The sequence below is a fragment of the Variovorax sp. YR266 genome, from assembly GCF_900107295.1.
In the GTDB taxonomy this organism is placed as follows: domain Bacteria; phylum Pseudomonadota; class Gammaproteobacteria; order Burkholderiales; family Burkholderiaceae_C; genus Variovorax.
This window is the reverse complement of record NZ_FNPM01000003.1, coordinates 83,069-97,094: the sequence shown is the minus strand read 5'-3', so window position 1 is coordinate 97,094 and position 14,026 is coordinate 83,069. Positions and strand designations below refer to the sequence as shown.

Annotated in this window: 16 protein-coding genes; 12 read left to right on the top strand and 4 right to left on the bottom strand. The window is 68.6% G+C overall.

Annotated features, from left to right (window positions below; genetic code table 11):
• Positions 1-16: 16 nt before the first annotated feature.
• Positions 17-1,438, bottom strand: coding sequence for a D-alanyl-D-alanine carboxypeptidase/D-alanyl-D-alanine endopeptidase (gene dacB / locus BLW48_RS09605; protein ID WP_093174280.1), 1,422 nt, complete (start codon positions 1,436-1,438; stop codon positions 17-19).
• 7 nt (positions 1,439-1,445) lie between these two features.
• Positions 1,446-2,033 carry an NUDIX hydrolase gene (locus BLW48_RS09600; protein ID WP_093174898.1) on the bottom strand — a complete coding sequence of 196 codons (588 nt, stop codon included), beginning with the start codon at positions 2,031-2,033 and terminating at the stop codon, positions 1,446-1,448.
• 79 nt (positions 2,034-2,112) lie between these two features.
• On the opposite strand from BLW48_RS09600, the gene BLW48_RS09595 reads away from it, so the two are divergent.
• Genes BLW48_RS09595 through pyrF form a run of 5 tightly spaced genes read left to right on the top strand, consistent with a single transcriptional unit; the run spans position 2,113 to position 5,813 of the window.
• Positions 2,113-2,880, top strand: a complete 768-nt coding sequence (locus BLW48_RS09595) for a DeoR/GlpR family DNA-binding transcription regulator (RefSeq protein ID WP_093174278.1) — start codon at positions 2,113-2,115, stop codon at positions 2,878-2,880.
• A 34-nt stretch (positions 2,881-2,914) separates the two neighbouring features.
• Positions 2,915-3,625: a tRNA (adenosine(37)-N6)-threonylcarbamoyltransferase complex dimerization subunit type 1 TsaB gene (gene tsaB, locus BLW48_RS09590; RefSeq protein WP_093174276.1), complete on the top strand. Its 711-nt coding sequence runs from the start codon at positions 2,915-2,917 to the stop codon at positions 3,623-3,625.
• A gap of 5 nt (positions 3,626-3,630) precedes the next feature.
• Entirely contained in the window at positions 3,631-4,173 is a 543-nt protein-coding gene (gene rimI / locus BLW48_RS09585; protein WP_093055428.1) for a ribosomal protein S18-alanine N-acetyltransferase, read from the top strand.
• A complete protein-coding gene (locus tag BLW48_RS09580; RefSeq protein WP_093174274.1) occupies positions 4,170-4,955 on the top strand; it encodes a uracil-DNA glycosylase family protein in 786 nt (261 codons plus the stop codon). The genes rimI and BLW48_RS09580 overlap by 4 nt, the downstream gene beginning before the upstream one ends.
• Before the next feature lie 33 nt (positions 4,956-4,988).
• Complete coding sequence (gene pyrF, locus BLW48_RS09575) at positions 4,989-5,813, top strand: orotidine-5'-phosphate decarboxylase (RefSeq protein ID WP_093174272.1); 825 nt, start codon at positions 4,989-4,991, stop codon at positions 5,811-5,813.
• 12 nt (positions 5,814-5,825) lie between these two features.
• Here the strand turns inward: pyrF and BLW48_RS09570 are convergent, their stop codons facing one another.
• Positions 5,826-6,560 (bottom strand): helix-turn-helix domain-containing protein, encoded by a 735-nt coding sequence (locus tag BLW48_RS09570; protein ID WP_093055434.1) that lies wholly within the window; start codon positions 6,558-6,560, stop codon positions 5,826-5,828.
• A 146-nt stretch (positions 6,561-6,706) separates the two neighbouring features.
• Between BLW48_RS09570 and BLW48_RS09565 the strand changes: the two genes are divergently transcribed.
• The 7 genes from BLW48_RS09565 (at position 6,707) to BLW48_RS09535 (ending at position 13,079) form a co-directional block, all read left to right on the top strand.
• The gene (locus BLW48_RS09565; RefSeq protein ID WP_093055436.1) at positions 6,707-7,561 is read left to right on the top strand and encodes a hypothetical protein; all 855 of its coding nucleotides are present in this window, start codon (positions 6,707-6,709) and stop codon (positions 7,559-7,561) included.
• Positions 7,562-7,575: 14 nt separating this feature from the next.
• Positions 7,576-9,531: an MFS transporter gene (locus BLW48_RS09560; RefSeq protein WP_093174270.1), complete on the top strand. Its 1,956-nt coding sequence runs from the start codon at positions 7,576-7,578 to the stop codon at positions 9,529-9,531.
• A gap of 126 nt (positions 9,532-9,657) precedes the next feature.
• On the top strand, positions 9,658-10,164 hold the full coding sequence (locus BLW48_RS09555; RefSeq protein ID WP_093055440.1) for a YiaA/YiaB family inner membrane protein: 507 nt from the start codon (positions 9,658-9,660) through the stop codon (positions 10,162-10,164).
• A 27-nt stretch (positions 10,165-10,191) separates the two neighbouring features.
• Complete coding sequence (locus tag BLW48_RS09550) at positions 10,192-10,650, top strand: hypothetical protein (protein WP_093174268.1); 459 nt, start codon at positions 10,192-10,194, stop codon at positions 10,648-10,650.
• Complete coding sequence (locus tag BLW48_RS09545; protein ID WP_371127543.1) at positions 10,647-11,465, top strand: DUF2145 domain-containing protein; 819 nt, start codon at positions 10,647-10,649, stop codon at positions 11,463-11,465. The genes BLW48_RS09550 and BLW48_RS09545 overlap by 4 nt, the downstream gene beginning before the upstream one ends.
• Positions 11,466-11,490: 25 nt before the next feature.
• Positions 11,491-12,561 carry a zinc ribbon domain-containing protein gene (locus BLW48_RS09540; RefSeq protein ID WP_093174266.1) on the top strand — a complete coding sequence of 357 codons (1,071 nt, stop codon included), beginning with the start codon at positions 11,491-11,493 and terminating at the stop codon, positions 12,559-12,561.
• Positions 12,562-12,698: 137 nt separating this feature from the next.
• On the top strand, positions 12,699-13,079 hold the full coding sequence (locus tag BLW48_RS09535) for a DUF3597 domain-containing protein (RefSeq protein ID WP_093055446.1): 381 nt from the start codon (positions 12,699-12,701) through the stop codon (positions 13,077-13,079).
• A 73-nt stretch (positions 13,080-13,152) separates the two neighbouring features.
• Here the strand turns inward: BLW48_RS09535 and BLW48_RS09530 are convergent, their stop codons facing one another.
• The gene (locus tag BLW48_RS09530; RefSeq protein ID WP_093174264.1) at positions 13,153-13,935 is read right to left on the bottom strand and encodes an SDR family NAD(P)-dependent oxidoreductase; all 783 of its coding nucleotides are present in this window, start codon (positions 13,933-13,935) and stop codon (positions 13,153-13,155) included.
• Positions 13,936-14,026: the final 91 nt, after the last annotated feature.

The window sequence follows — 14,026 nt, the reverse complement described above, 5'->3', positions numbered from 1 at the left end:
TTCCGAGCCGTCGGCCTCAGTTGTCCTGCGAGGCCCAGTCGACCAGCGCGTCGAACGCCGCGCGCGCCGCGCCCGCGTTCTCGCCGTTGGCAATGGCCACCAGCACGTAGCGGCGCCCGCTTGCGCCGTCCACGTAGCCGGCCACGCCGGAGGCGTCGCGCAGAGTGCCCGTCTTCAGGTGGGCCGAGCCGCCGGAGCGCAGCGTGCGCTTCTTCAGCGTGCCGTCCACGCCCATGGCCGGCAGCGAGGACATCAGCTCCGGCATCACCGGCGAGCGCCATGCCACCTGCAGCATCTTGCCGAGCGCGGCCGCGCTGATGCGCTCGTCGCGCGACAGGCCAGAGCCGTTCTCGAACACCGGCTGCGCCTCGCCCGTGCCGATGCGCTCGCGCCACCACTGGCCCAGCGCTGAGCGCGAGGCCTCGAAGGTGCCGCGGTTCTTCTGCGTGAGCCCGATCGTGAGGAACAACTGCTGCGCCATCACGTTGTTGCTGTACTTGTTGATGTCGCGGATCACCTCGGCCAGCGGCGGCGACTCGAACTCGAAGGCCGGCTTCAGCCCCGCCGGCACGCGCCCCTCGCGCATTTGCCCGCCCACGCGCCCGCCCATCTCGGCCCACATGCCGCCGATGGCGCGCATGGCGTAGGTGCGCGGGTCGCCGTAGGCCACGGCCCAGCTCTTCTCGCCGCAGCCGGCCGGGAAGCCGCCGTTGAAGCGGATGCGGTTCACGTCGCTGAAGTCGGTGCGCAGCGCGGCGCGCCAGTCGCCGCATTCGCCGGGCACGATCGCCACGGTTGGCGGCATGGCCACGCTCGCCAGCGGGGGCTCGTAGCTCACCCGCGCGATCTGGCCGGCGCGGTCGGGCGCGAAAGTCATGTTGACCGACTTGAAGTTCACCAGCAGCGCGTCGGGCGAGGCGTTGTAGGGGCGCAGCGGCTCGCCGTCGAAGGCGCCCGGGTCGCCCTCGACCGTGGTCTCGAAGGCGCTGCGGTCGATGACGATGTCGCCGCTCACCGTGGTGATGCCCAGCCCCTGCACGTGGCGCAGCAGCAGCCACACGCGCTCCAGCACCAGCTTGGGGTCGCCCTGGCCCTTGATGTAGAGATTGCCGTTGAGCACGCCGTTGTTCACCGTGCCTTCGACGTAGACCGGCGTGGTCCAGCTGTAGGCCGCGCCGAGCAGGTCGAGCGCGGCGTAGGTGGTGACCAGCTTCATGATCGACGCCGGGTTCACCGGCGCCTGCGTGCGCCAGGCCAGGCGCGGCTGGCGCGTGCCGTCGGCCTCGGCCACCAGCATGGTCACGGACTCGCGCGGCACCTTGGCGCGGGCAAGGGCGGCATCGACCTGGGTCGGGAGTGCTTGCTGGGCGAAGGCGCCAGCCGGGGCCAGCAAGGAGAGAGTCAGTGCGCAGGCCGCGCGGCGGAAGGCAAGAGGCATCCGGCGATTATCCCGGCGCAAACACGTGCAGCTTCGCGTGATACAGCAGCATCACCGTCTTGGCGTCGGCGATGCGGCCGTCGGCCACCATGGCCAGCGCCTCGTCGATGGCCAGCTCCAGCACCTCGATGTCCTCGCCCTCCTCGGCCAGCCCGCCGCCCGCGCCGATGCGCATCGAGGGCTCGTAGGGCGCGACGAAGAAATGCAGCTTCTCGGTAACGGAACCCGGGCTCATGAAGCTCTCGAAGATCTTCTGCACCGTGCCGAGCCGGTAGCCGAGTTCTTCCTCGACCTCGGCGCGGATGCCCTCCTCGGGCTCCGCGTCGTCGAGCAGGCCGGCCGCGGCCTCGATCAGCAGGTCGTCGTGGCCGTTGACGAAGGCCGGGTAGCGGAACTGGCGCGTCAGCAGCACGGTGCGCTGCGCGAGGTTGTAGGGCAGCAGGGTGGCGCCGTTGCCGCGGTCGTAGGTTTCGCGGTGCATGCGCTGCCATTGGCCGTCGTTGCGCCGCCAGTCGAAGGCGGTGGTGCGCAGCGTGTACCAGTTGTCGGAAAGCAGGGTGACTTCGTGCACCCGGACGCGGTCGTGGATGGTCATGGCGGCGAGCATATGTGCGAATTCGTGCAAAAACAAGAAAAAACGTGCAATAGACGGCGCGCATCGATACCATCGGCCGATGCTCACCAGCCAGCGCAAGCAACACATCCTCTCGGTCCTGCGACGTGACGGAAACGTCGTCGCGAAGTCGCTCAGCGAAGAACTCGGCCTGTCGGAAGACACCATCCGCCGCGACCTGCGCGAGCTGGCCGCCGAAGGCCTGTTGCAGCGCGTGCACGGTGGCGCGTTGCCGGTCGCGGCGGCCGAGGCCGACTTCGCGGGGCGCCAGCAACTGGCTCCTGATGAAAAGGTGGCCATCGGCCGCGCCGCTGCGCGCCTCGTGAAGCCGGGACAGGTGGTGTTCGTCGACGGTGGCACCACGGCCGTGCAGCTCGCACGCCACCTGCCGGCGAATCTGCAGGCCACCGTGGTCACGCACAGTCCGTCGGTGGCCATCGAGCTGGTGGCGCATGCCGGCATCGAGGTGGTGCTGATCGGCGGGCGCCTCTTCAAGCACTCGGTTGTGGCGGTCGGCTCGGCGGCGATGGCGGCCATTGCGCGCATCCATGCCGACACGTATTTCATGGGCGTCACCGGTGTGCACGCCGAGGCGGGGCTGACCACGGGCGACCTGGAAGAGGCCGAGATCAAGCGCGCGCTGATGGCGTCGGCGGCCGAGACGGTCGTGCTGGCCTCGTCGGAAAAGCTCGGCGCAGCGTCGGCCTGGGTGGTGAACCCCGTGACCTCGGCCACCAGCCTGCTGGTATCGCCGGACGCTCCTGCCAAGGCGCTGGCGCCGCTGCGCAAGGCGGGGCTGGCCATTTTGCGCAGCGATAACGGCGCGTGACCCTGGGGATTGGCCGCCCCTCGATAATCGGCGGATGCCCCTCGCCCTGCCCAAGCTGCTCGCCTTCGACACCAGCACCGAGCACCTGTCCGTGGCCGTGCTTCACGGCGACAGGTTGCTCGCGCACAACGGTGTGGGCGGCGCGCAAGCCTCGACCACCCTGCTCCCGCTGATCCAGCAACTGCTGGGCGACGCCGGGCTGGCGCTGTCCGAGCTCGACGCCATCGTCTTCGGCCGCGGTCCCGGTTCGTTCACCGGGCTGCGCACCGCCTGCTCGGTGGCACAGGGACTGGCCTTCGGCGCCAAGGTGCCGCTGCTGCCGGTCGACACGCTGCTCGCCGTGGCCGAGGAAGCGCGCCATGCCTTCGGTGCCCAACAGGTGGTGGCCGTGCTGGACGCCCGCATGGACCAGATCTATGCCGCGCGCTACGACTTCGCGGCCAACGGCCCGCTTGGTGGCGACGACGAGCCCCTGCTGCTGTCGCCCGAAGACCTCGAAGTGCCCGCCGGCTGGGCGCTAGCCGGCAATGCCTTCGCCGCCTACGGCCTTCGCCTGGCCCCGCCCGCCACCCGCCACGAGGCGCTGCCGACCGCCACCGCCATGCTGCGGCTGGCCCCCGCGCTGCTCGCGGCCGGGCGCACAGTGCCGGCTGCGCAGGCCTGGCCGCTCTATGTTCGGGATAAAGTGGCGCAAACCACCGAAGAGCGCGCCGCCATCAAGGCGGCCGCAGCCGCCGCCAACTGACCCGCATGAGCGCCGTCCTCCAGCCCGTCGAAGCCCGCCTCGAACCGCTCACCGTCGAGCGGATCGATGCCGTCTGCGCGGTCGAGCAGACGGCCTACAGCCATCCCTGGACGCGCGCCAACTTCACCGATTCCATGGCCGTGGGCTACCACTGCCAGTGCCTGCTGGCGCCCGGCGTGGCACCGGGTGTGAGCTCGCCGGTCACGGAGCTGGGCGAAACGCTGATCGGCTACTTCGTCGCCATGAAGGGCGTCGACGAGGTGCACCTGCTGAACATCACCGTCGCGCCGGCCTTCCAGCGCCAGGGCTGGGCGCCGCTCATGCTCGAGGCGCTGGGCGGCTGGTCTCGCGGCGAGGGCGCGCAGTGGCTGTGGCTCGAAGTGCGCCAGAGCAACCAGCGCGCGCTCGACATCTACATGCGCCAGGGCTTTCGCAGCGTCGGCGTGCGCAAGGGCTACTACCCGGCGCACGACGGCAAGCGCGAGGACGCCGTCGTCATGAGCCTGCGTTTGAACGAATCAGGCTCCGCCTGGGGAGCCTTGCGATGAGTGCGGTACAGACATTGAAGCTCGACGCGCGCCAGCGCGCGATGCTCGACGAGATGGGCGTGAAGGTCTGGTGGCCCGTGCCCGAGGCGGTGGAAGTGGCGGTGCCTGAGACGGCTGCTGTTGCCGAAGAAGAGGTGGCCGTGGCAGAGGAACGCGTGCAGGTCGAAGCACCCGTTGCCGCGCCAGCACCAGCCGCCCGGCCTGCTGCGGCACCAGCACCGGCTGCCCGCCCGGCGGCTGCGCCGCTGTCCCAGGGCGCTGCCGTACTGGTCGAGGCGCCCTGCCGCCTCTACGCCGACGCCGGCGCAGCGGAATCCACGCAGGGCGGCTGGCTGGTCGTGGCCGACATGCCGCCCGAAGCCGACGGCCGCCACGGCGAGCCCTTCGAAGGCGACGCCGGCCGCCTGCTCGACAACATGCTGCGTGCCCTGAAGCTGCACGACGGCCAGACGCCAGTGCACCTCATGCGCACCCACCGCGGCGTGGCCGCCGGCCAGCCCGGCAGCCCGCGCGCAATCGATGAGGCCTTCGACGAGCACGCCGGAGCGCTCGCACCCCGCGTCGTGCTGGCGATGGGCCCGCTGGCGGCGCAAAGCCTGATGCGCAGCGGCGACCCGCTGGGCAAGCTGCGCGGCCGCGTCGTGCCGCTGGATTCCGTCGGTGGCGCGGCGGTGGTGGCGACCTACCACCCCGCGTATTTGCTGCGCAACCCCGCCGACAAGGCACGCGCCTGGGCCGACCTCTGCCTGGCCGCCGAGCAGCACACGCCCGCGCCCAACTGAGGGCCGGAAACGGGCCGCCTAAAATCAGGCCCCATGACTTTCCTCGACAAGCTGGCCGCCGCACAGCAAAAAAACGGTTCCTTGCTCTGCGTGGGGCTCGATCCGGAGCCAGCCAGATTCCCGGGGCAATTCAAGGGCGACGCCAGCCGCATCTTCGATTTCTGCGCGCGCATCGTCGACGCGACGGCCGACCTGGTCATCGCCTTCAAGCCGCAGATCGCCTACTTCGCGGCCCACCGCGCCGAAGCCCAGCTCGAACAGCTGATGGAGCACATGCGCCGCAACGCGCCCCACGTGCCCACGATCCTCGACGCCAAGCGCGGCGACATCGGCTCCACCGCCGAGCAATACGCCCTGGAAGCCTTCGAGCGCTACGGTGCCGACGCGGTGACGCTGTCGCCCTTCATGGGCTTCGACTCGGTCGCGCCATACCTCAAGCACGAGGGCAAGGGCGCCTTCCTGCTGTGCCGCACCAGCAACCCTGGCGGGTCCGACCTGCAGGGGCAGCGGCTGGCGGACGTCGAGGGGCAGCCCTTTTTGTACGAACACGTCGCCAGGCTGGCGCAGGGGCCCTGGAACCTGAATGGCCAGCTCGGCCTGGTGGTGGGTGCGACCTACCCCGCCGAGATCGAGCGCGTGCGTGAGCTCGCGCCGACGGTGCCGCTGCTGATTCCGGGCGTCGGCGCCCAGGGCGGCGATGCTGTAGCCACGGTACGCGCCGGCTGGCGTGCCGATGCGCCGATCGTCGTGAACTCGTCGCGCGCGATCATTTATGCGTCGTCGGGCGACGACTTTGCCGAAGCGGCAAAAATCGCCGCGCGTACCATGCGCGACACCCTGGAAGCCGCCAAGCCCTGATCGGCCCCGGGTTCAGCCCCGGCGCAGGCGGGTGAAGAGCTCGAATTCCCAGTTGCGCATGCCCAGCAGCAGCGTGTAGCCCTCGCGGTCCTTGGCCGACAACTTCTGGTCCGTCTGGTGCTGCTGCGCGAAGTCCTGCGCCACGCGCTGCAGGCGCTCCAGGAAGGCTGGCGCCAGCGAGCGGCTGATCGAGCCGTGCACCAGCAGCAGGCCCTCGGCCGGGCCGTCGAAGCCGCCGCGGTAGTAGTCGAGCACCACGTTCTCGCGAAAAAACTCCATCACCGGGCCGTGCGGCCGCCAACGGAAGGTCTTGGCGAGCTTCAGGCGATACCGGTTGAGCGGGCGCAGTTCGATGATGCCGATGCGGTCCAGCTGCGCCAGGCAGCCGATGCACTCGGCCTCGCTCACGCGGTAGGCCGCCACGATCTGCTCCAGCGTCCACTGGCTCAGCACGCTGATGGCCACCAGCAGCAGCTTCTTGTCCTTGACCACGGCCTTTTCCTGCTCATGCGTCAGCTCCTTCAGCAGCGGCTGGGCGTCGGCCACGCGGCGCGCCAGCTCGGCGAAATCGATCTTCAGCGCCCGGCAGATGGCGTCCACCCGCGACAGCGGCATGTCGCTCTTGGCCAGCATCCGCTTGACGCTGGATTCGGCCATGTCGAGCGACCGCGCCAGGTCGGCGTAGGTCATGCGGGCGCTCTTGAGTTCGTTCTTGAGGGCTTGGACGAGATCGACGGTGGTGCTCATGGGGCGGAAGCGTACACGGGCGCCGGCAAGTATCGATTGAAGATACCGTCAGGTGTGAATTAGTGCCACGTATCGATTCTCGATGCCTGTGGAGCGGCCCGCCACTAAATTCCGCGGCTCGTACAGACCACCCACCGAGGACCGCCATGCTCTTGCCCTCTCTCAGCCGCCGCGAACGCGGGTTGCTTTTCACCTTCGTGCTGCTCGCGCTGATCGCCTTCTTCGGGCCCGAGCTGCCGGCCGCCGAAGTCGCCATCGCCTCGGTGTTTGCCGACGACCGCGCCTGGCACGGCCTGCCCAACGCCATGGACGTGCTGAGCAACATCCCCTTCGTGGTGATCGGCCTGTGGGGCCTGTACCGGCTCAACCGCATCGACCGCTCGCACCAGGAGGCGCTGTCGCAATTCCCCCTGGCCCCGCCCGCCAGCGACCCGCCCGACAACACGCTGGACTGCGCCTGGCTCTTCTTCGCCGGCCTGATCGCCACCGCCGCGGGCTCGGCATTCTTCCACCTCGTGCCCGACGCCCCCCGGCTCGCGGCGGACCGCGCCGGCATGGCGGTGGCCTTTGCAGGCTTGATCGGGGTGGCGGTCTGTGAGCGGGTGAGCCAGCGCGCCGGCTGGCCCGCCGCCTGGTTCGTGCTGACGGCCGGCCTGCTCTCGGCCGAGGTGTTCCAGGAAACCGGCAACGTCATGCCCTGGGCGCTGGTGCAGTTCGGCGGCATGGCGCTGGTGGTGACGCTGGCGCTGGCCACGCCGATGCGCAAGTCGGTCGGGTTGAAGCTGGGCTGGGTCATCTTCTTCTACGTGCTGGCCAAGGCTTTCGAGCTGGCCGACCACCAGATCTACGAATTCACGCGGCACACGGTTTCGGGCCATACGCTGAAGCACCTGACGGCCTCGCTCGCCGGGCTGCCCGTGGTGCTTGCGCTCCACAAGCTCGAAATGCGCTGGGAAGCCGCACTACGGCACAATCCGGGCGCCGCCGCCGTGGCCGCCTGAGGAGCACTCTTCGAATGACAAATCCCGCCGCTGCCGCAGCCACACCCGTGGCCCATGAAGCGAACGCCCATGCCAACCAGTTCGCCCTCCTCAAGCAGCGGCGCTTCGCGCCTTTCTTCTGGACCCAGTTCGCCGGCGCGGCGAACGACAACCTCTTCAAGTTCGCCTTCACCGTCATGGTGACCTACCAGCTCCAGCTGGGCTGGATGCCGCCGGCCATGGCGGGGCTGGTGATCGGTGCGCTGTTCATCCTGCCGTTTTTGCTGTTCTCGGCCACGTCCGGCCAGCTCACCGACAAGTTCGACAAGACGAAGATGATCCGCTTCGTCAAGAACCTCGAGATCGTCATCATGCTGATCGCCGCCTGGGGCTTCGTCACGGCCAATGCCGTGGTGCTGCTGGGCTGCGTGTTCCTCATGGGGCTGCATTCCACGTTGTTCGGGCCGGTCAAGTTCGCCTACCTGCCGCAGGTGCTCGACGCGCGCGAACTCACGGGCGGCAACGGCATGGTCGAGATGGGCACCTTCGTCGCCATCCTGCTCGGGCAGGTGGCGGGCGGGTTGCTGGTGGCGATACCGCAGATCGGCCACATGAGCGTGGCCGTGGGCTGCGTGCTGCTGGCGCTGGTCGGACGGGGCGTGGCGCAGGCCATTCCGAAGGCGCCGGCCACCGACCCGGGGCTGGTCATCAACTGGAACCCCATCAGCGAAACCTGGCGCAACCTGAAGCTCGCGAACGAGAACGTGGTGGTGTTCCGCTCGCTGCTGGGCATTTCGTGGATGTGGTTCTTCGGCGCGGTGTTCCTGAGCCAGTTTCCGAGCTTCGCCAAGGAAGTGCTGCACGGCGACGAGCAGGTGGCCTCGCTGCTGCTGGTGGTGTTCTCGGTGGGCATCGGCGTCGGCTCGCTGCTGTGCGAGACGCTGAGCCGCCGGCAGGTTGAAATCGGCCTGGTGCCGCTGGGCGCCATCGGCATGAGCGTGTTCGCCATCGACCTGTACTTTGCCTCGCGCGGCCTGCCCAAGGTGCCCGAGATGGGCATCGGCGCCTTCGTGCACCAGGGCGCGCACTGGCGCGTGATGGTCGACCTGGCGCTGCTGTCGCTGTTCGCGGGGCTCTACAGCGTGCCGATGTATGCGCTGATCCAGCTGCGCAGCCAACCCACGCACCGCGCGCGCATCATCGCGGCCAACAACATCCTCAATGCGCTGTTCATGATCGGCAGCTCGGTCATCGCCGGCGCCCTGCTGGGCGCGGGCTTCACCATTCCGCAGATCTTTTTGTTCACCGGCATCGCCAACGCGGTGGTGGCGTTCTACATCTTCATGCTGGTGCCCGAGTACCTGCTGCGCTTCGTGGCCTGGGTGCTGTCGCGCTTCGTCTACCGCTTCGATATCAAGGGCGAGTCGCACATTCCCACCGAGGGCGCGGCGGTGCTGGTGTGCAACCACGTGAGCTTCATCGACGCGGTGCTGCTGATGGCGGCGAGCCCGCGGCCGATCCGCTTCATCATGGACCACCGCATCTTCAAGGTGCCGGTGCTGGGCTGGCTGTTCAAGCTGGCCAAGGCCATTCCCATCGCGCCGCAGAAGGAAGACCCGGCAGCGTACGAAGCGGCCTTTGCCAAGGCGCTGGGCGTGCTGCGCGAAGGCGACCTGCTCGCAATCTTCCCGGAGGGTGCGATCACGCGCGACGGCACGCTGCAGCCCTTCAAGGGCGGCGTGATGAAGATCGTCGAGAGCGCACGCGCCGAAGGCCTGGAGCCGCCGGTGATCCCGATGGCGCTGATCAATCTCTGGGGCTCGTACTTCAGCCGCATCGAGCTGCGCGGCGGCGAGCAGGTGGCCATGGCCAAGCCTTTCCGCCGCGGCTTCTTCAGCCGCGTGGGCCTGAACGTCGGCGGCCCCGTGCCGCCGGCCGAGGTGCAGCCCGAGTCGCTGCGCCAGCGCGTGAGCGCCCTGCTGGGCGCCTGAAACACCTCAAAAGTATCGGCTGCAGATACCGGTGGCGCTGAAAGCCGCCACTGGTGCAAGCATTCAAGCCTCGCGGTGCGGGGGCGAACCATCATTCGCTCACCTTCACTACGCCGCGAGGCACACATGCAACCCCTCTCATCCACCTCGACCGTTTTCATCCAGCGCGACACGCGGGCCTGGCAGTTCCAGGCCTGGGCTTCGTTCGCGATCGCCGTCTTCCTGTGCGCCACCGGCCTGAGCTGGCTGCCAGGGGAGGCGCTGGACCGGGCGTTCATGGTGATGGGCTACGTGTTCTGCCTGAGCACCGCCTTCATGCTGGCCAAGTTCGTCCGCGACAGCCAGCAGGCCGCCGAGCGCGGCGCCGATGCGGGCCGTGACGTGCCGATGTGGAAGCTGGTCGTCTGGGGCAGCTTCTTCACCGCGATGGGCCTGACCGGCTGGGGCCTCGTGCGCATGGAGATCAACGAGGCCTACAAGGCCTTCCTGGGCGTGAGCTGGCTGTTCCTCATCAGCTCGGCCTTCACGCTGGCCAAGACGCTGCGCGACCGCCATGAGGCCGACATGGCCGAAGCCCGCATGCAGGGCCGTCGCCAGGCCCGCGCCGAAGCCGCTGCTTCCTCTGCCGAATAACCCGTGTCCGATCAACGAAAGTCCATCATGAAAAAGTCGATTGCCGCTGTCCTCGTCGCCGCCTGCACCGCCTTCGCCGGCGTCGCGATTCCCCTGCATGCCCAGGCGCAGAGCGAAGCCTCGGTTGCTCTCTCGTTGATGCCTGTGGCATCGGTGGTGGTCACCGCCTCCGCCGTCGGGGCTTCTGCCACCACGGCGGTTGCGCTGCCTGCCGCGCTGTCGGTTGCCGGCTCTACGCTCACCGTGGTCGCGGTTGAAGCCTCTGCCGATGGCACGGTGTACGTACTCGAACGCGCCTCGGACGGCGCGCGTGCCAGCATCAAGGTGGCGGGGCGCGCGGCCAACGGCCTGTCGAATGCGGTGGGCACCAGCGTCGTCGTCAGCGTGATCGGCACGGGCGTCGTGCTGTCGGCCGCCGGCGAGGTGCTGGCCTTCGTGCCCAACGCCATCGGCCGCGCGCTGCTCTACAACGAGAGGCTGTCATGAAGCGCGGCGCGCTGCCCGTGTTCTGCGGGCTCGCCACCATCGTCGTCTTCGCCGCGATGGCCTTGCTGCCGATGCAGGCGCAGGCCGGCCGCTCGTGCGAGCAGGTCAAGCCGACGCCCGACGTGATCGTCAAGGGCATGCAGATGGCCGAGCGCACCTCGCAGGCGCTCGACGCCAGCGGCGCGCGCGTCGTGATCCTCGCGCGTGCCGGGCAGGACCTGAGCAAGTACGGCCTGCGCTATTCGCACCTGGGCTTCGCCTACAAGACCGATGCCGGCCCGTGGCGCGTGGTGCACAAGCTCAACCAGTGCGGCACCGCGGTGGCCGCCGTCTACCGCCAGGGGCTGGGCGAGTTCTTCCTCGACGACCCGTGGCGCTACGAGGCGGCCTGGGTCGTGCCCACGCCCGACGTGCAGACGCATCTGCTGGCCGCGCTGAACGAATCGCCCGCGCGCATAGTGCGGCTGCACACCGCCCCTTACAGCATCGTGAGCTATGCCTGGGGCCAGAAGTACCAGCAGTCGAACCAGTGGGCAGTGGAGACGCTGGCCGCCGCCATGGAGCCCGCCACCATCGGCAACCGAGCGCAGGCGCAGGCCTGGATGCAGTTCAAGGGCTACGAGCCGACCACGCTGAAGCTCGGGCCGCTCACCCGGCTGGGCGGGCGCGTAGGCTCGGCCAACGTGGCCTTCGACGATCATCCGAACGACAAGCGGTTCTCGGACCGCATCGAGACGGTGACGGTCGATTCGGTGTTCGCGTGGCTGCCGCGTGCGGGGCTGGGTGCGGCGCCGGTGACACTCAGGCTTCAATGAAGAAAGACAAGAAGGAGAAAACAACATGAGCAAATCCCTGCGCCTTTCCGAAAAATGGTTCCGCCGCGGCCTCTGGCTGGTGGCGCTGGTGTTCGCGAGCTTCCTCATCGGGCTCGGCAGCACCGTCGTGAGTGACCTGCCGCAAGTGGAGCGCGTGCGCCAGCTCGACGACTTCATCGACAAGCCCAGGGCCGAGCCGCTGCGCGCCACCATCAAGGCCTCGGAAACCGCGGAGCTGCAGGCCGCGCGCGACCTCGACCAGATCCGCCTGCAACTCAGCGCCGCGCAGCAGGCCAGCGCCAATGCACGCGAAACCTTCGGCAACTGGATCGCCACGCGCCGCGCCACCGCGCAGCCCGACCAGGACACCGAGCTCATCGCGCGCACCAAGACGCTCGACGCCTTCAAGCAGAAGGAAGACGAGCTGCAGCGCAAGGTCAACGCGCAGCAGCAGATCACGCTCGATGCGCGCCAGGCCGAGCAGCGCGCCCGCACGGCGCTTTCCGACCTGGAGCGCGACGCGCAGATCAAGCTTGACGCCGAATACCGCCGCATCGAGCTGCGCGTGTTCGCCTACCGGCTGGCGCTCACGCTGCCGTTGCTGCTGGTGGCCGGCTGGCTGTTCGTGAAGAAGCGCAAGAGCACCTACTGGCCGTTCGTGTGGGGCTTCATCTTCTTCGCGCTGTTCGCCTTCTTCGTCGAGCTGGTGCCCTACCTGCCGAGCTATGGCGGCTATGTGCGCTACGTGGTGGGCATCGTGCTCACGGTGCTGGTGGGGCGCTATGCCATCGTCGCGCTCAACCGCTACCTGGCGCGGCAGAAGCTGGCCGAGCAGCAGCCCGACCAGGTGCGGCGCGAAGAGCTCAGCTACGACACCGCACTTGCGCGCCTGGGCAAGAGCGTGTGCCCCGGCTGCGAGCGGCCGGTGGACCTGAAGAACAACGAGATCGACTTCTGCCCGCACTGCGGCATCGGCCTGTTCGACCACTGCGGCAATTGCGAGACGCGCAAGAGCGCGTTCTCGAAGTTCTGCCATGCCTGCGGCACCTCGGCCGCGCCGCGCGTTCTGCCGCCCATTGCGTCACCTGCCGCGTAGTCTGCGAATTCGGTCACAGGAGGCGGTCCGATCGACACACCGTGTAGCTGGTATGCCGCACGGTCGTGCTACAACCGCCGACTGCGACACAAACGTTGCCGCAGACTTCCAGCCAACCCCTTCGACGGAGCACCAGCATGAGCATTTTCGGCAGCATCCTTTCCAAGATTTTCCCGTCCGCAAACGCCGCGCCCGCACCTGCTGCGCCGGCCCCCGACGCACCCGCAGGCGCCCCCGCCGCAGCGGCGCCGCCGCCCGCCATCACCGTGGTGGACGTCGAGGCCCTGCTCGACGGCATGCCCGGCGCGAGCAGCCTGAACTGGCGCACCTCCATCGTCGACCTGATGAAGCTCCTGGGCCTGGACAGCAGCCTCGACGCACGCAAGCAACTGGCCGCCGAACTGAGCTATGGCTCGGACACCAGCGACAGCGCCAAGATGAACATCTGGCTGCATCGCCAGGTGATGACCAAGCTGGCCGCGAACGGCGGCAAGGTGCCCGCAGAACTGCGCGACTGACCTGCTCGCAACGCACATCAAAAAAGCCCGGCATGCCGGGCTTTTTGCTTGGGGGAGAAGGCGAAGAAAGGCTTCAGGTCCAGCCTGCGTCCACCACATAGTCCTGCGCCGTGCACATGCGCGAGTCGTCCGCCGCCAGGAACAGTGCCATCGCCGCAATGTCCTCAGCCATCACGCGGCCCGGCAGGCATTGCGCCGCATCGATCTCCGCGCCAGATTCGGGCTTGACCCACAGCTTGATCTGCCGCTCGGTCATCACCCAGCCCGGCACGATCGAATTCACGCGAATGCTCTGCTTGCCCAGGTCGCGCGCCAGCGAGCGCGTGAGGCCGCGCGCCGCCGCCTTGCAGGCCTGGTACACCGGGTAGCCCTTGCCCTTGATCATCCAGCTGATGGAGCCGAAGTTGACGATCGAGCCGCCGCCCAGCGCGCGCATGTCGTCGGCTACAGCCTGCGCCGCGAAGAACTGGTGCTTGAAGTTGACGGCCACGAGGCGGTCGAAGTCTTCGCTGGTCACGTCGGCCATCTCGTGGCGGCGGTCGTTGGCCGCGTTGTTCAGCAGCACGGCGATCGGTCCGAAGCGCTGGCGCACCGCGTCGATGGCGGCGGCGAGCGCGACTGTATCGGTCACGTCGCACGGTACGAACAGCGCCGGGTGCTCGCCTTGCAGCTGGGCCGCGAGCGCGTTGCCGGCAGCCGCATCGAGGTCGCAGAAACCGACCTTCGCGCCCTGCGCGTGAAAGGCCCGCACCAGCGATTCGCCGATGCCGCTGGCACCGCCGGAGATGAACACGGTGCGCCCGGCCAGCGAGGGATAGCGGGCGGTGTAGGGCGAAAGTTGTGATGCGTTGGTCATGTAAATGCAGCAACAGCAGTGAGGAGAGGCGGCAAGCGTACCGGATGCACGTGCCCCTGCCGGGCGCGGGGCCGCCGGCCGGCGTATGGCT